The sequence below is a fragment of the Streptomyces sp. NPDC026500 genome, from assembly GCF_055567635.1.
In genome coordinates, this window is record NZ_JBVHQB010000004.1 from 322,241 (window position 1) to 348,041 (window position 25,801).

General features: G+C 70.3%; 22 protein-coding genes. 5 read left to right on the forward strand and 17 right to left on the reverse strand.

The genetic code is table 11. From position 1 onward, the window contains the following. Positions 1-113 precede the first annotated feature (113 nt). The 4 genes from ACZ4N5_RS09735 to atzF all read left to right on the forward strand — a co-directional run bounded on the left by ACZ4N5_RS09735 (position 114) and on the right by atzF (position 7,403). On the forward strand, positions 114-938 hold the full coding sequence (locus ACZ4N5_RS09735; RefSeq protein ID WP_467756563.1) for an urea amidolyase associated protein UAAP1: 825 nt from the start codon (positions 114-116) through the stop codon (positions 936-938). Continuing rightward, the gene (locus tag ACZ4N5_RS09740; RefSeq protein WP_467756564.1) at positions 935-1,534 is read left to right on the forward strand and encodes an urea amidolyase associated protein UAAP2; all 600 of its coding nucleotides are present in this window, start codon (positions 935-937) and stop codon (positions 1,532-1,534) included. Before ACZ4N5_RS09735 ends, ACZ4N5_RS09740 begins: the two co-directional genes overlap by 4 nt. Continuing rightward, positions 1,531-5,061, forward strand: coding sequence for a 5-oxoprolinase/urea amidolyase family protein (locus ACZ4N5_RS09745; protein ID WP_467756565.1), 3,531 nt, complete (start codon positions 1,531-1,533; stop codon positions 5,059-5,061). The genes ACZ4N5_RS09740 and ACZ4N5_RS09745 overlap by 4 nt, the downstream gene beginning before the upstream one ends. Before the next feature lie 677 nt (positions 5,062-5,738). After that, positions 5,739-7,403, forward strand: a complete 1,665-nt coding sequence (gene atzF / locus ACZ4N5_RS09750; protein WP_467756566.1) for an allophanate hydrolase — start codon at positions 5,739-5,741, stop codon at positions 7,401-7,403. Positions 7,404-7,837: 434 nt separating this feature from the next. On the opposite strand, the gene ACZ4N5_RS09755 is transcribed toward atzF, so the two are convergent. From ACZ4N5_RS09755 to ACZ4N5_RS09810, 12 genes are all read right to left on the reverse strand, one after another. Continuing rightward, positions 7,838-10,699 carry a DEAD/DEAH box helicase gene (locus tag ACZ4N5_RS09755; protein ID WP_467756567.1) on the reverse strand — a complete coding sequence of 954 codons (2,862 nt, stop codon included), beginning with the start codon at positions 10,697-10,699 and terminating at the stop codon, positions 7,838-7,840. Between the two features lie 40 nt (positions 10,700-10,739). Beyond that, on the reverse strand, positions 10,740-11,630 hold the full coding sequence (locus ACZ4N5_RS09760) for a diacylglycerol kinase (protein WP_467756568.1): 891 nt from the start codon (positions 11,628-11,630) through the stop codon (positions 10,740-10,742). A 29-nt stretch (positions 11,631-11,659) separates the two neighbouring features. Beyond that, complete coding sequence (gene tatC, locus ACZ4N5_RS09765; RefSeq protein WP_467756569.1) at positions 11,660-12,607, reverse strand: twin-arginine translocase subunit TatC; 948 nt, start codon at positions 12,605-12,607, stop codon at positions 11,660-11,662. Between the two features lie 47 nt (positions 12,608-12,654). Beyond that, positions 12,655-12,939 (reverse strand): Sec-independent protein translocase subunit TatA, encoded by a 285-nt coding sequence (gene tatA / locus ACZ4N5_RS09770; RefSeq protein ID WP_467756570.1) that lies wholly within the window; start codon positions 12,937-12,939, stop codon positions 12,655-12,657. 237 nt (positions 12,940-13,176) lie between these two features. After that, positions 13,177-13,371, reverse strand: a complete 195-nt coding sequence (locus ACZ4N5_RS09775) for a hypothetical protein (protein WP_467756571.1) — start codon at positions 13,369-13,371, stop codon at positions 13,177-13,179. 10 nt (positions 13,372-13,381) lie between these two features. Then, complete coding sequence (locus tag ACZ4N5_RS09780; protein ID WP_467756572.1) at positions 13,382-13,642, reverse strand: hypothetical protein; 261 nt, start codon at positions 13,640-13,642, stop codon at positions 13,382-13,384. A 191-nt stretch (positions 13,643-13,833) separates the two neighbouring features. After that, positions 13,834-14,859: a helix-turn-helix transcriptional regulator gene (locus ACZ4N5_RS09785; RefSeq protein WP_355839830.1), complete on the reverse strand. Its 1,026-nt coding sequence runs from the start codon at positions 14,857-14,859 to the stop codon at positions 13,834-13,836. A 16-nt stretch (positions 14,860-14,875) separates the two neighbouring features. Further along, positions 14,876-15,829 (reverse strand): helix-turn-helix transcriptional regulator, encoded by a 954-nt coding sequence (locus ACZ4N5_RS09790; RefSeq protein WP_467756573.1) that lies wholly within the window; start codon positions 15,827-15,829, stop codon positions 14,876-14,878. A 225-nt stretch (positions 15,830-16,054) separates the two neighbouring features. After that, positions 16,055-16,426: an FKBP-type peptidyl-prolyl cis-trans isomerase gene (locus ACZ4N5_RS09795; RefSeq protein WP_467756574.1), complete on the reverse strand. Its 372-nt coding sequence runs from the start codon at positions 16,424-16,426 to the stop codon at positions 16,055-16,057. A 60-nt stretch (positions 16,427-16,486) separates the two neighbouring features. Further along, positions 16,487-17,494: an FKBP-type peptidyl-prolyl cis-trans isomerase gene (locus ACZ4N5_RS09800; protein ID WP_467756575.1), complete on the reverse strand. Its 1,008-nt coding sequence runs from the start codon at positions 17,492-17,494 to the stop codon at positions 16,487-16,489. 128 nt (positions 17,495-17,622) lie between these two features. Further along, complete coding sequence (gene pafA / locus ACZ4N5_RS09805) at positions 17,623-18,984, reverse strand: Pup--protein ligase (protein WP_019066118.1); 1,362 nt, start codon at positions 18,982-18,984, stop codon at positions 17,623-17,625. Positions 18,985-18,993: 9 nt separating this feature from the next. Beyond that, a complete protein-coding gene (locus tag ACZ4N5_RS09810; protein WP_467756576.1) occupies positions 18,994-20,253 on the reverse strand; it encodes an MFS transporter in 1,260 nt (419 codons plus the stop codon). Positions 20,254-20,360: 107 nt separating this feature from the next. On the opposite strand from ACZ4N5_RS09810, the gene ACZ4N5_RS09815 reads away from it, so the two are divergent. Beyond that, complete coding sequence (locus tag ACZ4N5_RS09815) at positions 20,361-21,374, forward strand: LacI family DNA-binding transcriptional regulator (RefSeq protein ID WP_467756577.1); 1,014 nt, start codon at positions 20,361-20,363, stop codon at positions 21,372-21,374. Between the two features lie 145 nt (positions 21,375-21,519). Here the strand turns inward: ACZ4N5_RS09815 and prcA are convergent, their stop codons facing one another. The 5 genes from prcA to dop all read right to left on the reverse strand — a co-directional run bounded on the left by prcA (position 21,520) and on the right by dop (position 25,639). Continuing rightward, positions 21,520-22,266 carry a proteasome subunit alpha gene (gene prcA, locus ACZ4N5_RS09820; RefSeq protein ID WP_328556497.1) on the reverse strand — a complete coding sequence of 249 codons (747 nt, stop codon included), beginning with the start codon at positions 22,264-22,266 and terminating at the stop codon, positions 21,520-21,522. Positions 22,267-22,323: 57 nt separating this feature from the next. After that, positions 22,324-23,169 carry a proteasome subunit beta gene (prcB, locus tag ACZ4N5_RS09825; protein ID WP_467756578.1) on the reverse strand — a complete coding sequence of 282 codons (846 nt, stop codon included), beginning with the start codon at positions 23,167-23,169 and terminating at the stop codon, positions 22,324-22,326. Beyond that, positions 23,121-23,633 (reverse strand): endonuclease VII domain-containing protein, encoded by a 513-nt coding sequence (locus tag ACZ4N5_RS09830; RefSeq protein ID WP_467756730.1) that lies wholly within the window; start codon positions 23,631-23,633, stop codon positions 23,121-23,123. Before ACZ4N5_RS09830 ends, prcB begins: the two co-directional genes overlap by 49 nt. A gap of 119 nt (positions 23,634-23,752) precedes the next feature. Then, positions 23,753-23,971: a ubiquitin-like protein Pup gene (locus ACZ4N5_RS09835; protein ID WP_467756579.1), complete on the reverse strand. Its 219-nt coding sequence runs from the start codon at positions 23,969-23,971 to the stop codon at positions 23,753-23,755. Positions 23,972-24,127: 156 nt separating this feature from the next. Beyond that, on the reverse strand, positions 24,128-25,639 hold the full coding sequence (dop, locus tag ACZ4N5_RS09840) for a depupylase/deamidase Dop (RefSeq protein WP_467756580.1): 1,512 nt from the start codon (positions 25,637-25,639) through the stop codon (positions 24,128-24,130). Between the last annotated feature and the right edge of the window lie 162 nt (positions 25,640-25,801).

Genomic DNA, 25,801 nt, shown 5'->3' on the forward strand with positions numbered 1-25,801 from the left:
CCGTCCGTGAGGGACAGGTAACCGCGCGGCAACACACGGGACACGGCCGCGACCCACCCCGCCCCTAATTTCTGTCGGGCGACAGAAATGACCGAGGAGCCGGAGGACCCGCGATGGCGACAGCGACCACCTACGGAGCACGCGACCACGCCCGCGCCCAGCAGGGCACCCGCGCGGAGGCCATGCCCGTGGTCCCCGCGGGCGACTGGCCGGCGCCGCCCTGCGAGGCGGGCCATCTGGTGTGGGCGGAGACCGTGGCAGGCGGCAACTACACGCACAAGGTGCTGGCCCGGGGCACCGAACTGCGCCTGACCGACCTCACCGGCGAGGCCTGTGCGCACCTCCTGCTGTACGTCGCGGACCGCCCGTGGGAGCGCCTGAACGTCGCCGACACCGTCAAGGTCCAGTGGAACGCCTATCTGGGCCAGGGGCAGTTGCTCCTCTCCGACCAGGGCCGGGTGCTGGCCTCGGTGGTCGCCGACTCCTCCGGACGGCACGACGCCCTGTGCGGCACCTCCACACTCGTACGCAACACGGAGCGGTACGGGGACGGCACTCCGCAGTCCGCGTCCCCGGCCGGACGCGAGCTGTTCAAACTGGCCGCCGCCAAGAACGGGCTCACGCCCCGCGATCTGCCGCCCTCCCTCTCGTTCTTCCAGGGCGTGGAGATCGGCGACGACGGCTCACTCGACTTCACCGACTCGGCCGGACCCGGTGGCAGCGTCACCCTGCGCGCCGAGCAGGACGTCACCGTGCTGATCGCGAACGTGCCGCACCCGGCCGATCCGCGCCCCGACTACACGAGCACCCCCCTGGAGGTGCTGGCCTGGCGCGCAGGGGCGACCGCGGCGGGCGACCCGCTGTGGGAGGCCACGCCCGAGGGCCGCCGCGCCTTCCTCAACACCACCGAATTCCTTGCCACGAGGGGGCTCGCATGACGCACGTCACCGTCCCGGCCCGGGCCGCCTGGTCCGCCGTCGTCCGCAGCGGTCAGACGCTCACCGTCACCGATCTGCACGGCAACCAGGCCGTCGACTTCCTGGTGTACGACGCCGAGGACACCGCCGTCCGCTACAGCGCGCCCGACACCATCCAGGCGCAGGGGAACATCTTCCTGACCACGGGCAGCGTGCTGATGTCCAACGAGCACACCCCGCTGATGACCGTCGTCGAGGACGAGGTCGGCCGGCACGACACGGTCGGCGGCGCCTGCTCGAAGGAGTCGAACACCCTGCGCTACGGGCACCACACCTGGTCCCAGCACGCCTGCGTGGACAACTTCCTCGCGGAGGGCGCCCGTTACGGCCTCGGCAAGCGCGATCTCGTCTCGAACATCAACTGGTACATGAACGTGCCCGTCGAGAAGGACGGCACCCTCGGCATCGTCGACGGCATCTCCGCGCCGGGACTGCGGCTGACCCTGCGCGCCGAACGCGATGTGATCGTGCTGGTCTCCAACTGCCCCCAGATCAACAACCCGTGCAACGGCTTCGAACCGACGGCGGTCGCGATGACGATCGGGGCGTCCGCATGACCTTCGACACCCTGCTGATCGCCAACCGCGGCGAGATCGCCGTCCGGATCATCCGGACCGCCCGCGAACTGGGGCTGCGCACGGTCGCCGTGCACTCCGACGCCGACCGCGCCGCGCCCCACGTACGGCTCGCCGACGAGGCCGTACGCCTCGGCCCGGCCCCCGCGAAGGAGTCCTACCTCGACGGCGACCTGGTCCTGAAGGCGGCCAAGGACACCGGGGCCGGGGCCATCCACCCCGGGTACGGATTCCTGTCCGAGGACGCGGCGTTCGCACGGCGCTGCGAGGACGCCGGGATCGTGTTCGTCGGGCCGACACCGGAGCAACTGGAGCTGTTCGGCGCCAAGCACACGGCGCGGGCGGCGGCCGAGGCCGCGGGGGTGCCGCTGGCACCGGGGACGGGACTGCTCTCCGGCCTCCCCGAGGCCTTGGAGGCGGCCGACCGCATCGGCTACCCGGTCATGCTCAAGGCCACCGGCGGTGGCGGCGGCATCGGCATGTCGGCATGTCGATCCGCCGATGAACTGACCGAGGCCTGGGACCGGGTGCAGCGCGTCGCGACGGCCTCCTTCTCCTCCGCCGGAGTCTTCCTCGAACGCCTGGTCGAACACGCCCGCCATGTCGAAGTGCAGGTCTTCGGCGACGGCCGGGGCCGTGTCGTCACCTTCGGCGACCGCGACTGCTCGCTCCAGCGCCGCAACCAGAAGGTCCTGGAGGAGGCGCCCGCTCCGGGCATACCGTCCCCCGTACGCGACCGACTCACCACCGCCGCACGCGAGTTGTGCGCCTCGGTCGGCTACCGCTCGGCCGGAACCGTCGAGTTCGTCTACGACGCCGCCCGCGAGGAGGCGTACTTCCTTGAGGTCAACACCCGTCTCCAGGTGGAGCATCCGGTCACCGAGGAGATCTACGGCGTCGACCTGGTCGCCTGGATGCTGCGCCTGGCCCGGGGCGAGTCCGATGTCGTACGGGATCCGGGGGCGCCCCGCGGTCACGCCGTCGAGGCACGGGTGTACGCCGAGGACCCCTCGCGCGAACACCGGCCGAGCGCGGGCCTGTTGACACGGGTCGAGTTCCCCGGCGGCGTCCGCGTGGACGGCTGGGTCGAGACGGGCACCGAGGTGACCACGTCGTACGACCCGATGCTCGCGAAGATCATCGCGTACGGGCCGGACCGGGCGCACGCCCTGGAGCGGCTCGACGAGGCACTGGCCAGAACCCGGGTGGACGGGATCGAGACCAACCTCGGCCTGGTGCGGGCCGCGCTCGCCGAACCGTCCTTCCGTCGGGCGACGCACTCCACAGCCACTCTGGCGGGTGTCACCGATCCCACCCCGCGCGTCGAGGTCGTGTCCGGCGGCACGCTCACCACCGTGCAGGACTGGCCCGGCCGCACCGGCTACTGGCAGGTCGGGGTACCGCCGTGCGGCCCGATGGACGACCTCTCCTTCCGGCTCGGCAACCGTGCGCTCGGCAACCCCGAGGGCGCGCCGGGACTCGAATGCACCCTTCAAGGACCGGCGTTGAGGTTCACCCACGCCACGACGGTCTGTGTCACAGGCGCTCCCGCGCCGGTCACGGTGGACGGGACGGCCATCGCCCAGTGGGAGCCGGTGACCGTGTCGGCCGGGGCGGTACTGGAGGTCGGCGCGCCCGCCGAGCACGGCCTGCGCACCTACGTACTGTTCGCGGGCGGCGGCCTGGACGTGCCCGCGTTCCTCGGCAGCGCCTCCACCTTCACGCTCGGCCGGTTCGGCGGCCACGGGGGCCGGACCCTGCGGACCGGCGACGTACTGCACGGCGGCGCGGTCACGGCACTCGGGGCACCCGTGCCACCCGGTGAGCGACCCGGCTTCACTGCCGAATGGCAGGTCGGCGCCCTCGAAGGACCGCACGCCGCACCGGAGTTCTTCACCGAGGACGACATCCACGACTTCTACGCCGCCGACTGGAAGGTCCACTTCAACTCGGCCCGCACCGGGGTACGGCTCATCGGGCCGAAGCCCCGCTGGGCCCGCACGGACGGCGGCGAGGCCGGCCTGCACCCGTCCAACATCCACGACACGCCCTACTCGGTGGGGGCCGTCGACTACACCGGCGACATGCCGGTGCTGCTCGGCCCGGACGGCCCCTCGCTCGGCGGCTTCGTCTGTCCGGCGACCGTCGTCAGCACGGAACGCTGGAAGCTCGGCCAGTTCCGGCCCGGCGACACGGTGCGCTTCGCGCCGCTCGCCGACGACGGTTCGGCGCGGCCCGCGATCGTCGACGGCGGGGTGCTGGCCCGGGACGGCGATGTGACGTACCGCCGCAGCGGCGACGACAACCTGCTGGTCGAGTTCGGGCCCATGCAACTGGACCTGGCCCTGCGCATGCGGGTCCACGCGCTGATGGAGGCGGTGACGGAGGCGGACCTCGACGGCGTCACCGACCTGACACCTGGCATCCGCTCACTCCAGATCCAGGCGGACCCGCGCCGGCTGCCCCAGCGCGAACTCCTGGACACCGTACGGCGAACGGTCCGCGCCCTGCCGCCGAGCGACCAGCTCGTCGTCCCCTCCCGGACCGTCCATCTCCCGCTGTCCTGGGACGACCCGGCCACCCGCGAGGCCATCGCCCGCTACATGGCCGGTGTCCGCGACGACGCTCCCTGGTGCCCGTGGAACATCGAGTTCATCCGCCGCGTGAACGGCCTGGACTCCGTGGACGACGTGTACCGCACGGTCTTCGACGCGGAGTATCTCGTCCTCGGCCTGGGCGATGTGTACCTGGGCGCGCCGGTCGCCACCCCGCTGGACCCGCGCCACCGCCTGGTGACCACCAAGTACAACCCGGCCCGCACCTGGACCGCCGAGAACTCGGTCGGCATCGGAGGCGCCTACCTCTGCGTCTACGGCATGGAGGGCCCCGGCGGCTACCAGTTCGTCGGCCGTACGACCCAGGTGTGGTCGGGCTGGCAGCAGCGCGGTGCGTTCGAGCCGGGCTCGCCCTGGCTGCTGCGCTTCTTCGACCGGATCAAGTGGTACCCGGTGGAGGCCGACGAACTCCTGGAGCTGCGGGCCGACATCATCTCCGGCCGCTTCGTGCCGCGCGTCGAGGAGGGCACCTTCTCGCTCGCCGCGTACGAGGACTTCCTCGCCGAGAATGCCGAGTCCGTCGCGGAGTTCCGGTCCCGGCAGGGCGGCGCGTTCTCCGCCGAGCGGGACGCCTGGGAGGCGGCGGGCGAGTTCACCCGCGCGGAGGCGGCGGGGGCCCCGTCGGCGCCGGCCGTCGAGGTGAGTGTCCCGGAGGGCGGCCGGGTGATCGAGGCCGAGTTCGCCGCGTCGGTGTGGCAGCTGAACGTGGAGCCGGGCGAGCGGGTGACGGCGGGGCAACCGCTGCTCGCCCTGGAGGCGATGAAGATGGAGTCACGCGTCCCTGCCCCGGTCGACGGCGTGGTCCAGCAGATCCTCACCAAACCTGGCGACCAGGTGGAGGCAGGCACGGCACTGCTGGTGCTCGCACCGTTCCTCAAGACTGAGCAGGGGTGAGCCCATTCAGCCGCACGCCCCGAACGGTCTTGAGCGCTCCCCCACTGCCTTAAGGGCGTGGGAGGTACCCCCAGGTCCCCGGCGTACTCAACCCCGGGGCGGCGACACACATCCTGTGCGTGGTCCGATCCCGAGAGGCCAGCTTCCTGCACGACCTGGCCAGTTAGGTACGGCCAGAGGCGACGGGGACGCCCCGGACCATCTCTCCGGTGGAGCGGGGGCCCCGCACGCCGACGCCGTACCTGACGTCCCAAATCGCACGATCACGCTAACCCAGTCGGCCCAGGAGACCGCAAGCCCACGAGCCGACCATCACACGATCGAGCTAACTCGGCCTCGCATGCACTCTCCGGCAAGCAATTGCCAACCCCTGGAACCGTCGGCACCCTGACCCCTCACCGCCATCCGCACCATCCGCACCGTCCGCATCGTCCGCACCGGCTCCCCTCCGTTCGGCCGACCCCCGTCCGCCTGGCCGACTGCCGCCGCGCCCGTCCGCGCCGCCTGCCCGCCTCCGAGCGCGGGTCGGCGGACGCGACGCACCCGTCCGGGTCTCGGGCGCGTTCCCGTCCCGCCGGGTTTCCGTTCCACCGGAACAGGGGATCCGCAGGGCGACCGGGGGCGCGCCACGTACGCCGGACCGCCGGCGGGGAACCGCCCCAGCACAAGGAGTCCCGATGTCCGCCCTCACCCGAGTCCGTATGGCGTACGCCCGTATCGAGGCCGTGGACCGCCCCGAGATCTGGATCGACCTGCGCCCCCGGGCGGAGGCCGAGAACGAAGCCCGTGCCGTGGACGCCCGGGTCGCCGCAGGCGAGCGCCTCCCGCTCGCCGGCAAGCTCCTCGCCGTGAAGGGCAACATCGACGTGGCGGGCCTGCCCACCACCGCGGGCTGCCCGGCCTACGCGTACACCCCGGAGGCCGACGCCCCCGCGGTCGCCCGCCTCCGGGCCGCCGGAGCCGTCGTCCTCGGCACCACGAATCTCGACCAGTTCGCCACCGGCCTGGTCGGCACCCGCTCTCCCCACGGCGCCGTCCGGGGCGCCCTGGACCCGGAACGGATCAGCGGCGGCTCCAGCTCGGGTTCCGCCGTGGCGGTGGCCCTCGGCATCGTCGACCTCGCCCTCGGCACGGACACCGCAGGCTCCGGCCGCGTCCCCGCCGCGTTCAACGGCATCGTCGGCCTGAAACCGACCCGCGGCCTGGTGCCGACGACCGGTGTCGTCCCGGCCTGCGCCTCCTTGGACTGCGTGACCGTGTTCGCCCGCACCCTCCCGGAGGCCGAACAGGCCCTCGCCCACCTGGCGTCCCCCTCCGGTCGCGAGCTGCCGCCCCTCGCGCAGCGCGCGCCCGGCCCGTGGCGCGTCGCCGTCCCGCCGACGGCACAGCTCGGCGAGCTGGACGAGGGCTGGGCCGAGGCGTACGAAGCGGTGGTGGACCGGCTCGTCGCGGCGGGGGCCGAGGTGCGCGCTCTCGACCTCGCCCCGTTCACCGAGGCCGCCGCGATGCTCTACGAGGGCGCGTTCGTCGCCGAGCGCTATACGGCAGTGGGGAGCTTTGCCGACAAACTGACCGCCGAGGGAGGCGCCGGTCTCGACCCGACCGTCGCGGGGATCATCACCCGCGCCCGGGACATCCCGGCCCACCAGTTGTACGCCGACCAGGAGCGGCTGGCCTCCCTGCGCACCCGGGCGCTCGCCGAACTGGCCGACGCGGACGCACTGCTCCTGCCCACCGCGCCCGGCCATCCCACACTCGCCGAGGTCGCCGCCGACCCGCTGGGCTCCAACGCCCGGCTGGGCCGCTTCACCAACTCCACGAACCTCTTCGACCTGGCGGCCGTCGCCGTCCCGGCCGGGCGGACGCCCGCCGGGCTCCCCTTCGGCGTGATGCTGATCGGCCCTGCGTTCACCGACGAGCGGCTCGCCCGGATCGCCCGCTCGCTGGAGCCGGAGACCCGCCTGGCCGTGGTGGGGGCGCATCTGTCCGGCCAGCCGCTCAACACGCAGCTGCTGTCCCTGGGCGCCCGCCTCGACCGTACGACCACCACCGCCGCCGTGTACCGTCTGCACGCCCTGGCCACCAGCCCGCCGAAGCCGGGGCTCGTCCATGTCGGCGCGGGCGGCTCCGCCGTCGAGGCCGAGGTGTGGAGTCTCCCCGCGGACGGCCTCGGACGCCTGCTCGCGGCGCTCCCCCGCCCGATGACGCTGGGCAGCGTCGAACTGGCCGACGGCAGCAGCGTGCCCGGATTCCTGTGCGAACCCGGTGCGCTGGACGGCGCGCCCGACATCACGGAGTACGGCGGCTGGCGCGCGTACGTGAGCCGCCACCCGAACCACTGATCCACCCGAGCCACCGACGCCCCCCACCGACACGGGCTCGGGACCGCCGGATACACCCCGCCGAGACGCGAGCGAAGCCGCGGACCGCAGCACGCCGAAGACAGACACGGAGCCGTACGCCGCACCCCACCGACACGGGCTCGGGACCGCCGGATACACCCCGCCGAGACGCGAGCGAAGCCGCAGGCCGCAGCACGCCGAAGACAGACGCCGAGCCGCCGACCGCACCCCACCGGGACCGGAGCCGGCCGCCGGGTGCACCCCGTCGAAAACCGGCGCGGAGCCCTCGGCCGCACCCCGCCGGGGCGGGAGCTGAATCGCCGCCCGCACCCCGCAGAAACAGGCGTGGCCGGTGGGGCGCCGCCTCCCGGACGGGAGGTCGGCACGCCACCGGCCACGTCGACTCGGCTCACCGACGGCCAGGGCGCCGGTCGTCAGCCCACCGACGAGTAGGCCACCACCCCGCGCAGCAACGCGTCGACCGCCTTGCGCGCGTTCTTCGCGACCGTAGAGTTCCCGCCGCCCGAGACGGGCGCGGCGGCCGCGATCTGGCCGAGGACGTCGATGACCTGCTTGCACCAGCGCACGAAGTCACCGGCGGGCATCTCGGCCTCGCGCAGCACTTCGTCGAGGCCCTTGCCGGAAGCCCACTCGTGGGCGGCCCAGGCGAATCCGAGGTCCGGCTCCCGCTGCCCGACGCCCTCGGTCTGGTTGATCCCGAAGTCCTCCTCCAGCGCGTCGAGACGGCCCCAGATGCGCACCATCTCGCCGAGCGCGGCCTTGGCCTTGCCGGACGGCACCTTCGGCGCCATCGCGTCGTCGGCGACCCTGGACTCGTACACCAACGCCGAGACGCAGGCGGCCAGTTCGGCCGGGGAGAGGCCGTCCCAGATGCCGGCGCGCAGACATTCGCTGGCGAGCAGGTCGAGTTCGCCGTACAGCCGGGCGAGCCGCTTGCCGTGCTCGGTGACATCGTCGGCGCGCAGATAGTCCAGCTCGGTGAGGAGGGCGACGATCCGGTCGAAGGTGCGGGCGATGGTGTTCGTCCGGCCCTCGATACGGCGCTCCAGCTGCGAGGTGTCACGCTGCAGGCGGTGGTAGCGCTCGGCCCAACGGGCGTGGTCCTCGCGGTCGTTGCACCCGTGGCAGGGGTGCGCGCGGATCGCCGTGCGCAGCCGGGCGATCTCACGGTCGTCGGCGGCCTCGGAGCGCCTCTTGCGGTGCCGGTCCGGGACGATGTGCCCGGCCTTGGTGCGCAGAGCGGACGCCAGGTCCCGACGGGACTGCGGCGAGCGCGGGTTGAACGACTTGGGGATGCGCATCCGGTCGAACGCCTCGACCGGCACCGGGAAGTCCATCGAGGCCAGCCGCTTCACCTGGCGCTCGGCGGTGAGCACCAGCGGGCGCGGGCCGTCGTGCTGCTCGAAGCCCCGGTGGCCGTTCGACCTGCCGGCGGGCAGCCCTGGGTCCAGCACCAGCGCGAGCCCGGCATACTTGCCGGTCGGCACATGGATCACGTCACCCGGCTTCAACTTCTCCAGGGCGACGGCCGCTTCGGCACGGCGCTGCGACATGCCCTGCCGCGCCAGGTCGGTCTCGCGGTCCTTGAGTTCGCGGCGCAGCCCCATGTACGCGTCGAAGTCCCCGAGGTGGCAGGTCATGGACTCCTTGTAGCCCTCGAGACCCTCCTCGTTGCGCTGTACCTGCCGGGAGATCCCGACGACCGACTTGTCGGCCTGGAACTGCGCGAAGGACGTCTCCAGCAGCTCGCGCGAGCGGTGCCGCCCGAACTGCTCGACCAGGTTGACCGCCATGTTGTACGACGGCTTGAAGCTGGAGCGCAGCGGATAGGTGCGGGTGCCCGCGAGTCCCGCGAGGTGTTCGGGGCTGAAGCCGCGCTGCCACAGCACGACCGCGTGACCCTCGACGTCGATGCCGCGGCGGCCGGCGCGGCCGGTCAGCTGGGTGTACTCGCCGGGGGTGATGTCGGCGTGCTGCTCGCCGTTCCACTTGACGAGCTTCTCCAACACCACCGAACGGGCAGGCATGTTGATGCCCAGCGCCAGGGTCTCCGTCGCGAAGACCGCCTTGACGAGGCCGCGGACGAAGAGTTCCTCGACGACCTCCTTGAAGGTGGGCAGCATGCCCGCGTGGTGGGCCGCGATGCCGCGCTCCAGGCCCTCCAGCCATTCGAAGTAGCCGAGGACGTGCAGGTCCTCGTCCGGGATGGAGGCGGTGCGCTCCTCGACGAGTTCACGGACGCGCGCACGCGCCGCGTCGTCGTTCAGCCGCAGACCTGCGTAGAGGCACTGCTGCACGGCGGCCTCGCAGGCCGCGCGGCTGAAGATGAACGTGATGGCGGGCAGGAGTCCTTCGGCGTCGAGCCGCTCGATGACCTCGGGACGGCCGGGCGTCCAGATGCGCGAACGCTGTCTGCGCTCACGCTCCCGGTCGGCCTCGCGCATCGCGCGGCCCCGTTTACGGTCCTGGTACGACGGACGGCTCGCCTCCATGCGCGCCATGCGCGTGAGGTCGGGGTTGACGGCCTTGCGCTGGCCCTCGCCCTCCTCGAAGAGGTCGTACATCCGCCGTCCGGCCAGCACGTGCTGGAACAGCGGGACGGGCCGGTGCTCGGAGACGATCACCTGGGTGTCGCCGCGCACGGTGTCCAGCCAGTCGCCGAACTCCTCGGCGTTCGACACGGTCGCCGACAGCGACACCAGGGTCACCGACTCGGGGAGGTGAATGATCACTTCCTCCCAGACGGCGCCGCGGAAGCGGTCGGAGAGGTAGTGCACCTCGTCCATCACCACATAGCCGAGTCCGAGGAGGGTCTGCGAGCCCGCGTACAGCATGTTGCGCAGGACTTCGGTGGTCATGACGACCACCGGGGCCTCGGAGTTGACGCTGTTGTCGCCGGTGAGCAGGCCGACCTTGTCCGCGCCGTAACGGCGGCACAGGTCGGCGTACTTCTGGTTGGAGAGTGCCTTGATCGGTGTCGTGTAGAAGCACTTCTTGCCCTGCTGGAGGGCGAGGTGGACGGCGAACTCGCCGACGATCGTCTTGCCCGAGCCGGTGGGCGCCGCCACCAGCACGCCCTTGCCCGCTTCGAGCGCCCGGCAGGCCTCGATCTGGAAGGGGTCGAGGCCGAAGTCGTACATCTCGCGGAAGGAGGCGAGCGCGGTGGCCTGCTCGACAGCGCGCCTGCGTGCTGCTGCATACCGCTCGGCCGGTGAGAGGTCCTCTGTCATCGTGCTTTCGAGACTACCGGGAGCCACTGACATGAGGACGATCATTATCCTTATCAGATGCCGAGAAACCTCGGATCCCCGCAGCTCAGGGAAGTGCGACGCGTACGGCTGCCGGTATGCACTCCGCTACGAGGGGCAGCGGCCCGAGCGGCTCCCCGTCGGCGTAGCCGGTGATGCCCTCGGCGAGGAGCTCGACCCGGGCCGCCCGGTGGACACTCACTACGGGATGGTCGACGTGGGTGCCCCGGTAGACCCTGGGGAAGATCTTGAGCAGCGTCGTGCGGGTGCAGTCCCCGACCACCGTGATGTCGAACAGCCCGTCACCGAGGTCGGCGCCGGGGCAGATCCTCATGCCGCCGCCGTACGACGATCCGTTGCCGACGGCCACGAGCGTCGCCTCGATCTCCCGGGTCTCGCCGTCGTCCAGCGTGATGCGGTACGGGAAGGGCCGGAAGGCTGCCAGTTCGGCGAGCATGGCGACGTCGTACTTGAAGCGGCCTGCGGGCAGGCGCATCCGGTTCCCGCGGTCGTTGACCCGGGAGTCGAACCCGGAGGCGAGGACGGTGCCGAACCAGGTGCCGTTCACCCGGCCCAGGTCGACATCACGCAGCCGGTCGCTCTTGAGGCCGTCGGCGATCAGTCGCCCCGCGGCCGCCGGGTCGCCCACGGGCAGGCCGAGGGCGCGCGCGAAGTCGTTGCCGGTCCCGGCGGCGACCAGGCCGAACGGGGTTCGGGTCCCGGCGACGGCCTGGAGAGCGAGGTTCGCCATGCCGTCGCCGCCGACCGCGACAAGTGCGCCGGTGCCGCCCGCGACCGCCTCGCGCGCCCGCGCCAGGGCGTCCGCCGCGTCCTCGCCGAGGACCGTGCGGACGGAGAATCCCGCGGCACGCAAAGCGGAAGCGGCCGGCAGCGCCGCTCGGGCGCCCCGGCCGCGGCCCGCGGTGGGGTTGACGAAGAGGGTGATCTCGCTGGTCACAGGGTGACCCTACGAGGTCCCGGGCTTCGTCAGGTCACGTCGTCATAACCGTTGACCCGGTCCGTGCTGGCCTGCTCCGGAAGGGTCCGGGAAGCCGTCACGTTCTCGATGCCGCCGATATCCTCGGGGGTGAGGTCGAGGTCGGACGCCTCGTCGTCGGCCGGCCCGGACTCGGCGCGCCGACGCTTGCGCCGGTCGTTGAGCAACGAGAACACGACCGCGCCGAAGTACAGGATCCAGATCGGCCCGGCGAGCGCCAGCATCGTCAGCGGATCGGTGCTGGGAGTGGCCACGGCGGCGAAGACCGTGATGCCGATGATCATTCCGCGCCACCAGCCGAGCATGCGCTGACCGGTGAGGATGCCCGTGAGGTTGAGCATCACCAGGAGCAGCGGCAGCTCGAAGGAGAGACCGAAGACCACCACCATGCGCGTGACCAGGTCGAGCAGGTCGTCCAGCGGCAGAAGGTTCTTCACGCCGCTCGGCGTGAACTGCATCAGCACCTTCGCCGTGGTGGGGAGCACCTTGTAGGCGAAGAAGGCGCCGCCGAAGAAGAGCGGAACGCCCGTGCCGACGAACGCGTACGCGTACTTCTTCTCACTCTTGTGCAGACCCGGCGCGACGAACGCCCAGAGCTGGTAGAGCCAGACCGGCGAGGCGAGCACGACGCCCGCCATCAGGGAGACCTTCAGCGCCAGGGTGAACGGGGCGAGCAGACCGTTGATGGTGATCTGCGCGCACTGATGGTTCTTGGGCTGCTTCGCCAGCTCGGCGAAGGTCTCCGGACACCCGATGGAGTCCAGGACCGGCTTGGTGAAGAAGTTGATGATGCTGTTGTAGTAGAAGGCTGTGACGATCGTCACTATGACGATGGCCAGCACCGCCTTCGCGAGCCGGTTGCGGAGCTCGCGAAGATGGTCCGCGAGGGGCATGCGCCCCTCGGGATCCCTCTCCGTGTTGCGGGCAGACTTGAGCAACCCACATCCTCATCTCATGCGGCGGGCCGGATGTCACCGGCCCTGCGTCAGCGCTGGGTCGTGTCCGTCGGCTCGTTGACCGGGCGCGAGCTGGTCACGTCGCCGGGAGCGGCCTGGATGGTGCGCTGAGCGGGAGTCTGCTCGTCGGTGCTGGGCGGGCCGGCCGGGGCCGGGGTGCTGCCCTCTTCCTTCATCGCCTTCGCCTCGCTCTTGAGGATCCGGGCGGACTTGCCGAGGGAGCGCGCCATGTCCGGAAGCTTCTTCGCGCCGAACAGCAGGATGATGACGACGAGGATGAGAATGATCTCGGGAGCTCCGAGCCTTCCGAACATAAGTCTTTACCTTCTCACCGAGGCTGCATGGTCGGGGTGCTGTCCGATGGGTCGGACATGTGTCCGATCATCTTGATGTCAGCGATCGTAACGCTCAGGGGTGAACGCGGGGGAATCCCTGTGCGTACTCCCAGTTCGCGGCCCGCGCCTCATTCTCCGGGCCGCGCCCCTGAGCGTACCTGGCCCCGACATGAAGTCGACAGGCTGGCGTGACTCATTGCGCATCCATGGAACGACTCATACCGCATCCATAGAGCGTGCGGCCCTGACAGCGGCCCGTTCCAGGTCGTCGGAGGCCGTGCCGATACGGTGCGCGGAGTCGGCCACCTGTCGGCCCAGACGCTCCGCTTCCAGGAAGACACGGACGGCGAGAACTCCGAGAACCGTGATTCCCAGGAAACCCGCGGCGATCGCAAACATCGGCCAGAACATGAAGACGACCCTAGAGGGTGGAGTGCACCCGCAGTGTGCGGACCCCGCCCCCGGTGAGCAGTTCGACGATGCGTTCCCCCGCGGGCTTGCGGACGGCGGAACCGCACGCGGGGCACGTGAACGAGTAGAACGTGGTGCGGCTGCTGGCGCCGATGGCCAGGCGCAGGGCGCCCGGCGTGAGCTCGAAGCCGGCCCGGCAGTCGGGGCAGGCGGCCTTGAACATCACCTCGACCACCCTTCGCATCCCGGCGAAGGCCGTCCCGACCGACATCTCCGGCGCCCCCGAGGGCGAACCGGTCCGTCCGGACATCCCCGGCGCGCCCGAGGGCAACCCGGTCCGTCCCTGCGTCCCCGGCGTACCCGAGGGCGCCCCGGCGCGTCCCGGCGTCCCCGCCCGCAGCACGGCACCCGACTTCTCCGAGGCACCCGGCCTTCCCGGCGCACCAGACATCGACGACGTGTTCAAAGCCCTTGCTCCCGCCCCTCGTACGGCCTGTCCTCGACCCCTTCGAGCCCGGCCGGCCCGTCGTAGGCGGCGAGCGCCTCGCGGGCCGCACTCCGGGCGCTGTCCGCGAGGTCCTGCGGCGAGACGATCCGGCCGTCACCGCCGAGGCGCAGGGCCAGCCGCCGCAGCGACGTGGGATCGGGGGTCCGCAGGGTGATACGCAGCCCGCCGTCCGGCAGCTCATCCGCGCTGTCGTGCGGGTAGTACTCGGCGACCCAGCGCCCGCCCGGACCGACCTCGACGACCACCTCGGGGTCCTCGGCCGCGGGCTGGACCAGCCCCTCGGAGAGGTCCCGCAGCTCGACCTCGGGCGGCGCGGACGGCTCGTCCAGGATGCGGATCTCGGCGACCCGGTCGAGCCGGAAGGTACGGCGCGCCTCGGAGCGGCGGCACCATGCCTCCACGTAGGTGTGACCGACGCTGACCAGGCGGATCGGGTCGATCTCGCGTTCGCTCAGCTCGTCCCGCGAGGGCGAGTAGTAGCGGATCCACAGTCGGCGCCGCTCGGAGATCGCCCGGTCCACGTCGGCGAAGACACCGCCCTCGGACTCGAAGGTCACCGACAGCCGGGAGCTGGCCCCCGCCGCCTCGCCCGAGGCGGCCTCCACCTTGGCGGTGGCCCGCAGCAGCGCCTGCCGGTCGCCCTCGCGCAGGCCGGGCAGGGTGGACACCGCGCGGGCGGCCACCAGCAGCGCGGTCGCCTCGTCGGCGGCGATCCGCAGCGGCTCGGCGACGTCGTCGGGGTTGTGCCACCAGATCCGGTCGCCGTCGGTGTCGATGTCGAGCAGATCCCCGCCGCGGAAGCTGGTCCCGCACAGCGGCAGCACGTCGAGGTCGGAGATCAGCTCGTCCTCGGTGATCCCGAAGGCACGGGCGACATCGCTGACACGGGCGCCGGGGCGCTCGCGCAGATACGTCACCAGGGAGAGCATCCGCCGGGTCTGGTCGATCGCGTTCGTGGGCCTGGCCGGTTTTCCTGCCACTTTCTTACTTTTCCCCTCAGCCCTTGGCCACGGCGCGCAGCCGGTCGACCACATCGGCCCGCAGTTCGGCGGGCTCCACGACCACGACGTCCGGCCCGAACTCGACGAGCCAGGCGTCCAGTCCGTGCCCGTACGGAATCTCCAACTCGTCCCAGCCGCCGCCCAGTTCCCGCACGGAGACGGCCTTGGCCCGCAGCGGGTAGCCCGAGCCGGAACGCAGCCGGATCAGCGCTGAGCGGTCGGTGATCTCCCCCGCCCAGCCGGCGACCGTCTCGCGCACGGTGACGACATCGGGGACCTCGGCCGTGTACCGGCCGGCACGCGCACGGACCTTGCCGGTGATCCGGGAGAGCCGGAAGACGCGCTCGGCGGCACGGTCACGGTCCCAGCCCGCGAGATACCAGTGGCCGCGCCAGCACTCCAGGGCCCAGGGCTCGACATGCCGGGTCTCGGGGTGCGCGGCCGTGGCCTTGCGGTAGTCGAAGACGACCGGGCGGCGGTCTCGGCAGGCGAGCATCAGGGGCTCGAAGGCGGCCTCGTGGACGGGGATGTGCGGCTCCAGGGCACCGTGCGCCCCGTACGGGTCCACGTCCTCGGGCAGACCCGCGGCACGCAGCTTCTGCAGCGCGCCGCTCGCGGCACCGGCCAGCCGGGCCTGCTGCCAGACCTTGGCGGCCAGACCGAGGGCCGCGGCCTCCTCGGCGTCGAGGGTGATCGGCGGCAGGCGGTTGCTGTCGCGGCGGGCGAGATAGCCGACCTCGCCGTCGAGGTTCTCCACCGTCTCGATGACCAGGCCGAGTTCGCGCAGATCGTCCTTGTCCCGCTCGAACATCCGGTTGAAGGAGTCGTCCGACCCGGCTTCCAGATAGGCCTCGATGGACTCGCGGAGTTCGCGCTTGCTGAGCGGCCGCCGCGTCCCGAGCAGACACAGTGCGAGGTTCATCAGCCGCTCGGCCTTGGCAATGGCCATCGACGCCCTTCCTATGGTGCTTCCGACCGATGACCGTACCGCTCCGGAGTGTCGCGGCAAAAGCCGAGGGCCCATGCCCGGACAGGCATGGGCCCCAGATGATCAGATCCGGTCAGACCCTGATCATGCGGCGTACGAAGATCGGACCGGACCCATTGTCCATGATCCGCTCTCCATGATCCGTTCTTCCTGACGACCGGACCGGAACGCGGTCCGATGCCATCCTCAGACCGCGACCAGGTCGCAGACGAAGATCAGCGTCTCGCCGGGAGCGATGGCGGCACCCGCGCCGCGGTCGCCGTACGCGAGGTGCGCGGGGATGACCAGCTGGCGGCGACCGCCGACCTTCATGCCCTGCACGCCCTTGTCCCAGCCGCTGATGACCTGGCCGACGCCGAGCTGGAACGACAGCGGGGCGCCGCGGTTCCAGGAGGCGTCGAACTCCTCGCCGGTGGAGAAGGCCACGCCCACGTAGTGGACCTTGACGAAGTCGCCGGCCTTGGCGACCGCGCCGTCACCCTCCCAGATGTCCTTGATCTCGAGGTCCGCCGGGGGCTCGCCGCCCGGGAAGTCGATCTCGGGCTTCTCGATGCTCACGTCTTTGCTCCTGCTTGTGTACGTATGGGCAACGCTGACAGTCTTACATCACCGAGGGATCTACATCTTCGCCAGGATGTCGACCGAGAAGACGAGAGTGGAGTCCTTCTCGATACCGCTGCCGGCCGGCGGCTTGTCGCCGTAGCCCAGCTTCGGCGGGATCACGATGAGAACGCGGCTGCCCACCTTCTTGCCGGTCAGCCCCTGCGCCCAGCCCTTGACGACCTGCTGCAGCCCGAACGACGTCAGCTGACCCCGCTTGTACGTGGAGTCGAACTCCTTGCCGCTGTCCCAGAGCACGCCCTCGTACTGCACCAGGACGCTGCTGTCGGCCTTGACCTCGTCGCCGTCGCCCTCGATCACATAGTTCGCCACGAGCGCCGTGGGAGGGTCCGACTTCGGTACCGTGATCGTGGGGGCGTCACCGTTCGTGTTCGTCCCGACCTTCGGCAGCGCGGCGTCGCTCTGCGCGACGTTCTTGCCCTTGGCGGAACTCTTCGAGTTGAACGTGTTCTCGATGTCGACGACGAACACCAGCGTGTCGGTGCCCTTGATGCCCGCCTGCGCGTTGCCCTGCGTGCCGTAACCCCAGGTCGGGGGGATGGACATCTCGACGCGGCTGCCAGCCTTCTTGCCCACCAGTGCGTAACGCCAGCCGTCGATGATGCCGCCCTGCGCGAGCTGGATGACCAGCGGCGTCTTGCGGTCGTAGGAGTTGTCGAAGACCTTCGCCGTGGCCCAGATCTGACCCAGGTAGTTCGCCTGGATGTAGTCGTTCTCCGCGACCGTCTGACCGCCGCCCGCGATGACCGTCCTGACCGCGAGGTCCTTCGAGGGCTCCCCCGTGCCCTTGGCCACGGTCGGCTTCTCACCGAACTTCGTACCGGCGGTGATCGCCGGCAGCGGGCCGTCGACGATCTTCGGCGGAGGCGGCGCAGAGGCCGCAGCGGAGGCCGAAGGCGACGGGCTGCTGCTGGACTTGGCCGTGTCTGACTTGCCGTCGTCACCGCATCCGGCGAGTGTGACCAGTCCAGCGGGTACGGAGAGAAGGAGTGAGCGTCGGCGCACGGTGGGGGCCTCGTATCGGTCGATCTTGGTTGATGGCGTGCGCGCAACTCTACGACGTGAGAAGGGCGCCGTACGGAAAACGTACGGCGCCCCGCGTTGCGTTCCGCTTAACCCGCGGAACTCCCGGCTCACATTCCGGCGATGAGCTTCTCCACCCGGTCGTCCACCGAACGGAACGGGTCCTTGCACAACACCGTGCGCTGCGCCTGGTCGTTCAGCTTCAGGTGCACCCAGTCGACGGTGAAGTCCCGGCGCTGTTCCTGAGCACGTCGGATGAAGTCACCGCGCAGCCGCGCCCGAGTGGTCTGCGGCGGCACGGACTTGCCCTCGAAGATCTTCAAGTCGTTGCAGATCCGCGCGGCTTGCCCCTTCCTCTCCAGCAGGTAGTAGAGGCCACGACGACGGTGGATGTCGTGGTAGGCGAGGTCTATCTGCGCGACCCGGGGGTGCGACATGGTCATGTTGTGCTTGGCCCGGTACCGCTCGATGAGCTGGTACTTCATGACCCAGTCGATCTCGGTGCCGATCCGGTCGAGGTCCTCGGCCTCGATCGAGTCGAGCACACGACCCCACAGTTCGAGGACCTGTTCGACCGTTCCCGTACGGATGCCGCGGCGCTCGCAGAAATCCACGGCCTTCTCGTAGTACTCGCGCTGCACCTCGAGCGCGGAGGCCTCGCGGCCACTGGCCAGGCGCACCTTGCGCCGGCCCGTGATGTCGTGGCTGACCTCGCGGATCGCCCGGATGGGGTTCTCCAGGGTGAGGTCGCGCATGACGGTGCCCGCCTCGATCATGCGCAGCACGAGGTCGGTGGCACCGACCTTGAGGAGCATGGTCGTCTCGGACATGTTCGAGTCGCCGACGATGACATGCAGTCGGCGGTAGCGCTCGGCGTCCGCGTGCGGCTCGTCACGCGTGTTGATGATGGGCCGGGAGCGGGTCGTCGCGGAGCTGACACCCTCCCAGATGTGCTCGGCTCGCTGGCTGACGCAGTACACGGCACCGCGCGGAGTCTGCAGCACCTTGCCGGCACCGCACAGCAGCTGCCTCGTGACGAGGAACGGAATGAGGATGTCCGCGAGTCGGGAGAACTCCCCGTGCCGGGCCACCAGATAGTTCTCGTGGCATCCGTAGGAGTTGCCTGCCGAGTCGGTGTTGTTCTTGAACAGATAGACGTCGCCCGCGATTCCTTCCTCGTGCAGGCGTCGTTCGGCGTCCACCAGGAGTCCTTCGAGAATGCGCTCGCCGGCCTTGTCGTGGGTGACGAGTTCCGTCACGTTGTCACATTCGGGTGTCGCGTATTCCGGATGTGATCCCACGTCGAGATAAAGGCGGGCACCGTTCCGCAGAAAGACATTGCTGCTGCGGCCCCATGACACGACACGGCGGAAGAGGTACCGCGCCACCTCGTCGGGAGACAGGCGGCGCTGTCCCCTGAACGTACACGTGACGCCGTACTCGTTCTCCAGCCCGAAAATGCGGCGGTCCATGACTGAACATTACGCCCGATCCCCTGAGCTGAAACGGGGTTCGACGGCTCGGTTTGGATCATTTTCCGATGAGACCGCAACGACCGCGCCCCTCCCGGTAGCTGCGAGGACCCGGCCCGTGGCCAGCAGAACCACCAGCGCGGCCGCGCCCGCGACCCCCGGAACGGCGAAGCCCCGGGCCGCCCCGCCCCACTCGACGACGGGCCCCGCGAGGCCCGTTCCGACCGACGCGCCCACGGTGAACGTCGTCACAAGCCAGGAGAAAGCCTCGGTGACGGTACCGGCCGGAGCATGCCGGTCCACCAGGACGAAGGCACAGGCGATGCAGGGCGCGAGGAACACCCCGGCGAGGGTGGCCAGAGCCGTCATGGCGACCGGACCGGGCACCAGCATCAGCGGGACGTAACACACCGCCAGCAGGGCGACGAGCACCCGCAGTCGCCGCTCCGGAGCCCCGCGCCACTGACGCGCGCCGTAGACCAGGCCGCCCAGCAGCGCACCGAGGCCGATGCCCGCCATCAGCCAGCCGTACACCGCGTCCCCGCCGTGCGCGTCGGCGTACGACAGCGCGGCGACCGTGATCGAGCCGAGCGCGATCCCGACGAACAGGAAGGCCCCGAGCAGGGCCAGCAGCCCCGGCGAGCGCAGGGCACCGAGCCAGTGCGCCTCGCGCGGGGCCGAACGCCACGCGCGCGAGGGCGGCGAGAGAACCACGGAGAGGGCACCCAGGACGCCGATGACGCTCAGGATCAGCAGCGCCGCCCGCGCGGACCAGAGCGAGACGCACAGGGTCACCAGCAAAGGCCCGACGGTGAACATGACTTCCTGCGCCACGGCGTCCATCGCGTAGGCCGTGTGCACCTGCTCCTCCCTGCGCAGGACGGAGGGCCACAAGGCCCGCAGGCCGCCCTCCAGAGGAGGCGTGAAGAGCCCGGCCACGGCCATCGCGGCGCAGGCGAGGCCCGGCTGGTCCGTCCCGGCGAAGGCGAAGACGACCATCCCGAGGGCCGAGACGACCGCCGCGGGCAGCTGCACCCGCGGTTGCCCGTAGAGGTCCACGAGCCGGCCGAGCAGCGGCTGTCCCACCGCGTTGGCCACCCCGTACACGGCGGCGAGCGCGCCCGCCAGGCTGTACGTGCCGCCCTCGGCCCGCACGAACAGCACGACGGCGATGGCCGCGGTGGCGTTCGGCAGCCGCCCCACGAGGGTGCCGACGAGCAGCCGGGCGGCGTGCCTCGCCCTGAGGATCTCCAGGTATCCCGCGGCCATGGCATGCCCTTCCAGTAGTGCGCGACGTTCAAGTGTTACGTATAACGCCTCCTTCCATACGTACCATGTGCGCTGTCCGGGAGTCCAGACGAAGGAGCAGGCCGACGGTGGCAAGAGGTAGTACGCGCCCCACCAGCCGGGACGTCGCCGAGGCCGCCGGGGTCTCCCAGGCGGCCGTCTCCCTGGTGCTGGGCGACAAGTGGCGCGGCCGGGTCTCCGCGGCGACGGCGGAACGCGTCCGGGACGCGGCCCAGGAGCTCGGCTACCGCCCGAACCTGGCCGCCCGCAACCTCCGCCTCGGCCGCACCCGCACGGTCCTCCTGGTGGTCCCCGCACTCACCACGGAGTTCTTCGCGGGCGTCTACACCGGCGCCGCACGCGTGGCCGCCGAGCACGGCTTCGGCGTCGTCCTCTACCCCTCCCCCGAAGGCATCGGCCCCGCCCGCGACCCCTTCGGCTCCGCCCAGGCCGCCCTCGACGGCGTGATCGCCTCCTCCATGGCCGCAGACGCCCTCACCGCGATCCGCGGCGACCAGCTCCCCCTGGTCATGCTCGACAGCGACCCGGCCGGCAGCCAGGGCGCGGCGACCGTCAACCTCGACATCGCCGACGGCGTACACCAGGTCACCGGCCATCTCCTGGAACTGGGCCACCGCCGCTTCCTGCACCTCGCCGCCGACATCCCGTCCTGGACCTTCGAGGTCCGCGCCCGGGAGGTGGCCTCCTGCCTCGTCGAGGTCCCCGGAACCAGCCTTCGGGTCGCCCGGGCGCCCATCTCCTTCGAGGACGCCCTGGCGGCGGCCCAGACGGCCCTCTCCGCCCCGGGACCGCGCCCCACGGCGGTGATCTGCGACGACGACAAACTGGCCGCCGGCGCCTACAAGGCGGCCCGCCGCCTCGGCCTGCGCATCCCCGACGACATCTCCATCACCGGCCTGGACGACCTCGCCCTGGCCCGCGCCCTCGACCCGGAACTGACGACGGTCCGCCTGGACGCCGAGCGCTTCGGCGAACAGGGCATGAAGGCCCTCCTGGCCGTCCTGGACGGCCGCACACCGCCCCAGGAGGACATCCCTGTCGAACTGGTCGTTCGGGGCTCAACGGCCCCTCCGGGCACCTAGACGCCATCACCCTCGCGCCCGGGCCCACCGGACCCGGGTAAGAAGGGCCGAAGCCCGCATACGGAAGGGGCCGCGCCGGTGTGTACCGGGGCGGCCCCTTCCGTATGAGCACCCGACCGGCGGGCGCGAGGTCGAACGCAGACCTCTACTTCTCGTCGTCGGCGTCCTCGGCCTCCGTGGCGGTCTCCGCTCCCCCGGCCTCCAGCAGCCGGGACAGCTGGCGGCCGACGATCCGCTTGAACTTCCGCTTCTGCGGTCGCGTCCGGTCCAGCACCGCGACCTCCAGCCGCTCGGCCGGAATCTCCCGCTCGCCGCCGTTGGGCTCCCGGGACAGCGACTGAACGGCCAGCTTGAGGGCCGCCGCAAGCGACATCCCGTCCCGGTGCTGAGTGTCCAGATAGGTACTGATCTGCTCGGCATTTCCACCGACGGCGACCGAACCGTGCTCGTCCACGATCGAACCGTCGTGCGGCAGCCGGTAGATCTGGTCGCCGTCGGGCGTGTCGCCGACCTCGGCGACCACCAGCTCCACCTCGTACGGCTTCTCCGCCGCCGACGAGAAGATCGTGCCCAGCGTCTGGGCGTACACGTTGGCGAGACCACGGGCGGTCACGTCGTCACGGTCGTACGTGTAGCCGCGCAGATCGGCGTAGCGCACACCGCCGATCCGCAGGTTCTCGTACTCGTTGTACTTGCCGGCGGCCGCGAAGCCGATCCGGTCGTAGATCTCGCTGAACTTGTGCAGCGCGCGGGACGGGTTCTCGCCGACGAACACGATGCCGTCGGCGTACTGCAGCACGACCAGGCTGCGGCCACGGGCGATGCCCTTGCGGGCATACTCCGCCCGGTCGGCCATCGCCTGCTGGGGTGAGACATAGAACGGAGTCGACACCGGCTATCCGTCCCTTTCTGTCGAAGTCACTGGATCACCTGGGAAAAGAGACCGGTCTCAGAGCAGCGCGGCGCGCGGGCCGTCGGGCTGCTCGAGTCGCCGCTCGAGGATCGCTCGGGCGATCTCCGAGGACTCCTCGTCGGTGAGCCGGCGGAAGCCGCTCTCGGTGATCACGGTGACGATCGGGTAGATCCGGCGCGCGACATCGGGACCACCGGTCGCCGAGTCGTCGTCGGCCGCGTCGTAGAGGGCCTGCACGACCAGCGTCGTGGCCTGGCTCTCCGTCAGGTCCTTGGCGTAGAGCTTCTTCATGGCACCGCGCGCGAAGATCGAGCCGGAGCCCGTGGCAGCGTAGCCGTGCTCCTCGGAGCGGCCGCCGGTGACGTCGTAGGAGAAGATGCGGCCCCTGTCGCGGTCCACGTCGAAGCCCGCGAAGAGAGGGACCACGGCGAGGCCCTGCATGGCCATGGCGAGGTTGGAACGGATCATCGTGGACAGGCGGTTCGCCTTGCCCTCCAGGGAGAGCGTGGCGCCCTCCACCTTCTCGAAGTGCTCCAGCTCCAGCTGGAACAGCTTCACCATCTCCACGGCCAGACCCGCCGTACCGGCGATGCCCACCGCCGAGTACTCGTCGGCCGGGAAGACCTTCTCGATGTCGCGCTGGGCGATGACGTTCCCCATCGTGGCCCGCCGGTCACCGGCGAGGACGACTCCGCCGGCGAAGGTGACGGCGACGATGGTCGTGCCGTGCGGGGCCTCGATCACACCCTGGACGGGCGGCAGTTGCCGCTTGCCGGGGAGCATCTCCGGCTGGTGCTCGGACAGGAAGTCCATGAAGGACGACGACCCGGGCGTCAGGAAGGCAGCCGGTAGACGCCCGGTGCTACGAGTGTTGGCTTCCACGCGTTTCCTTCCAGGTATGTCGCAGCCCGTCTCATGACGTCGGGCCGATCCTTGAACTGCCCCAGTGCAGCGTTGCAGCTGAAGCACAGTACGCCTCGGACCCTACCCGTCTGGTGACAGTGATCCACATGTTCGGCAGGGGCGGTTAGGCAGATACAGCAGATTCCCCGCTGCTCCGCGACCATCGCGTCCAACTCAACTGGTGTGAGGCCGTACTTGCGCTGGAAATAGCCGATCCGGTTCCGCTCCGCACGGCACTCACGGCAGTAGCTCGCCCAGCCGTCCGAGGAGGACTTGTTGCGCTCCCACGCGGAGTGCGGTTTCACGACCTGGCACTGTGGGCAGCGCTTGTGACCCCGCGGTACAGGCACCTTGACCCGTACCGTTCTCCCCTTGGCCTCCTGGCGCTGTCGGTAGTACTCCGCGGAGCATTCCCGGCAGTACGCCTGGAGGCCGTCGGGCATCGACCTGTTGCTCGCGAAGGCCACCCGCGGTTTGTTCAGCCTGCACCGCGAGCAGCTTCGCGCTTCCACTTCTTCAGCCACGTTCGGCTCGAACCTTCGATTCGATGGAAAAAGTGGCTCTACTGCCCGCCCTTCTGAACGAAGGACCTCACGAAATCCTCGGCGTTCTCTTCGAGTACATCGTCAATTTCGTCAAGAACCGAGTCGACGTCGTCGCTCAGCTTCTCCTGGCGTTCCTTGAGGTCGTCGGTCGCCTTCGCGTCCTGCGCCTGCTCCTCGACCTCCTCGGTGGAACGCGTCGCCTTCTGCTGTCCGCCGCCGGTGTCCTTGGTCGCCATAACCCTCACCCCGCTCGGTTCGACGTTCTTGATCAGACCCTACAAGCAGGGTCCGACATCGGCCCCGCAGTTGCTACAACGTACGGGGGCCACCTCGATGATTCCCGTAACGCCGGGTATTCCACCCTGTCCGGCCGGTGCCGTCCGGGCGGAAGCTCAGTTGCCCGACAGGACCCTGACCAGGTCCTCGGCCGTACGGCAGCGGTCCAGGAGCTCCTTGACGTGATTACGCGTTCCGCGAAGCGGCTCCAGGGTTGGGACGCGCTGAAGCGAGTCCCGGCCGGGCAGATCGAAGATCACCGAGTCCCAGGAGGCCGCCGCCACGTCGTCCGCGTACTGCTCCAGGCAGCGTCCGCGGAAGTACGCCCGGGTGTCCTCCGGCGGCGTGGTGCGGGCCCGCTCGACCTCGTTCTCGTCCAGCAGCCGCTTGATCTTGCCGCGGGCCGCGAGACGGTTGTAGAGGCCCTTCTCGGCCCGTACGTCGGCGTACTGGAGGTCGACCAGGTGCAGCCGGGCGGCGTCCCAGTCGAGGCCGTCACGGCGCCGGTAGCCCTCCATGAGCTCCCGCTTGGCGACCCAGTCGAGCTCCCCGGAGAGGCTCATCGGGTCGTTCTCCAGACGGTTCAGGGTGTCCTCCCAGCGCAGCAGGACGTCCTTGGTCTGCTCGTCCGCGTCCGCCCCGAACCGCTCCTCCACGTACTTGCGGGACAGCTCGAAGTACTCCATCTGCAGTTGCACCGCGGTGAGCGTGCGTCCGCTGCGGAGCGTGACCAGGCGCTTGAGGGTCGGGTCGTGGGAGACCTGGTGGAGGGTGCGTACGGGCTGGTCGACGGCCAGGTCGACGGCGATGAAGCCGTCCTCGATCATGGAGAGGACCAGCGCCGTCGTGCCCAGCTTGAGATAGGTCGAGATCTCGGAGAGGTTCGCGTCCCCGATGATCACGTGCAGCCGGCGGTACTTCTCCGCGTCGGCGTGCGGCTCGTCGCGGGTGTTGATGATGGGGCGCTTGAGCGTGGTCTCGAGGCCCACCTCGACCTCGAAGTAGTCGGAGCGCTGGCTGAGCTGAAAGCCGTGCTCGTGCCCGTCCTGGCCGATACCGACGCGGCCCGCTCCGGTGACGACCTGGCGTGAGACGAAGAACGGCGTCAGGTGCCGCACGATGTCCGAGAAGGGGGTCTCCCGCTTCATCAGGTAGTTCTCGTGCGTGCCGTACGAGGCGCCCTTGTTGTCGGTGTTGTTCTTGTAGAGGTGGATCGGCTGGGCGCCCGGGAGCTGGGCGGCTCGCTCCGCGGCCTCCGCCATGATGCGCTCGCCGGCCTTGTCCCACAGGACCGCGTCCCGCGGGTTGGTGACTTCGGGGGAGCTGTATTCCGGGTGTGCGTGGTCGACGTACAGCCGTGCACCGTTCGTGAGGATGACATTGGCCAGGCCGATGTCCTCGTCGGTGAGCTGGCTGGAGTCGGCGGTCTCGCGGGCGAGGTCGAAGCCTCGCGCGTCCCGCAGCGGGTTCTCCTCCTCGAAGTCCCAGCGGGCGCGGCGCGCCCGGTGCATCGCCGCCGCGTAGGCGTTGACGATCTGGGACGAGGTGAGCATGGCATTGGCGTTGGGGTGACCGGGGACGGAGATCCCGTACTCCGTCTCGATGCCCATTACTCGCCGTACGGTCATGCGGCCCTCCTTGCCCGGCGGCGCCCTCGGTCGGGGGCGCTGCTCAAGTACCGCTGGCGCTCCGGTGCGTGTGCGGTGCCCGTCCCCGCACTGCGCGACTCGGCGGTACGAAAGAGCCTAGAACGCCTTTGCGCTGGTGGGGAGATCATTTGCGTCATTGCT

Bases quoted from the DNA above. Each gene is read 5' to 3' on its own strand.
- ACZ4N5_RS09735 (WP_467756563.1), top strand. From the start codon at position 114: ATGGCGACAGCGACCACCTACGGAGCACGCGACCACGCCCGCGCCCAG.
- ACZ4N5_RS09740 (WP_467756564.1), top strand. From the start codon at position 935: ATGACGCACGTCACCGTCCCGGCCCGGGCCGCCTGGTCCGCCGTCGTC.
- ACZ4N5_RS09745 (WP_467756565.1), top strand. From the start codon at position 1,531: ATGACCTTCGACACCCTGCTGATCGCCAACCGCGGCGAGATCGCCGTC.
- atzF (WP_467756566.1), top strand. From the start codon at position 5,739: ATGTCCGCCCTCACCCGAGTCCGTATGGCGTACGCCCGTATCGAGGCC.
- ACZ4N5_RS09755 (WP_467756567.1), bottom strand. From the start codon at position 10,699: ATGATCGTCCTCATGTCAGTGGCTCCCGGTAGTCTCGAAAGCACGATG.
- tatA (WP_467756570.1), bottom strand. From the start codon at position 12,939: ATGTTCGGAAGGCTCGGAGCTCCCGAGATCATTCTCATCCTCGTCGTC.
- ACZ4N5_RS09775 (WP_467756571.1), bottom strand. From the start codon at position 13,371: ATGTTCTGGCCGATGTTTGCGATCGCCGCGGGTTTCCTGGGAATCACG.
- ACZ4N5_RS09780 (WP_467756572.1), bottom strand. From the start codon at position 13,642: ATGTCGGTCGGGACGGCCTTCGCCGGGATGCGAAGGGTGGTCGAGGTG.
- ACZ4N5_RS09790 (WP_467756573.1), bottom strand. From the start codon at position 15,829: ATGGCCATTGCCAAGGCCGAGCGGCTGATGAACCTCGCACTGTGTCTG.
- pafA (WP_019066118.1), bottom strand. From the start codon at position 18,984: ATGGACCGCCGCATTTTCGGGCTGGAGAACGAGTACGGCGTCACGTGT.
- ACZ4N5_RS09810 (WP_467756576.1), bottom strand. From the start codon at position 20,253: ATGGCCGCGGGATACCTGGAGATCCTCAGGGCGAGGCACGCCGCCCGG.
- ACZ4N5_RS09830 (WP_467756730.1), bottom strand. From the start codon at position 23,633: ATGCCCGACGGCCTCCAGGCGTACTGCCGGGAATGCTCCGCGGAGTAC.
- ACZ4N5_RS09835 (WP_467756579.1), bottom strand. From the start codon at position 23,971: ATGGCGACCAAGGACACCGGCGGCGGACAGCAGAAGGCGACGCGTTCC.
- dop (WP_467756580.1), bottom strand. From the start codon at position 25,639: ATGACCGTACGGCGAGTAATGGGCATCGAGACGGAGTACGGGATCTCC.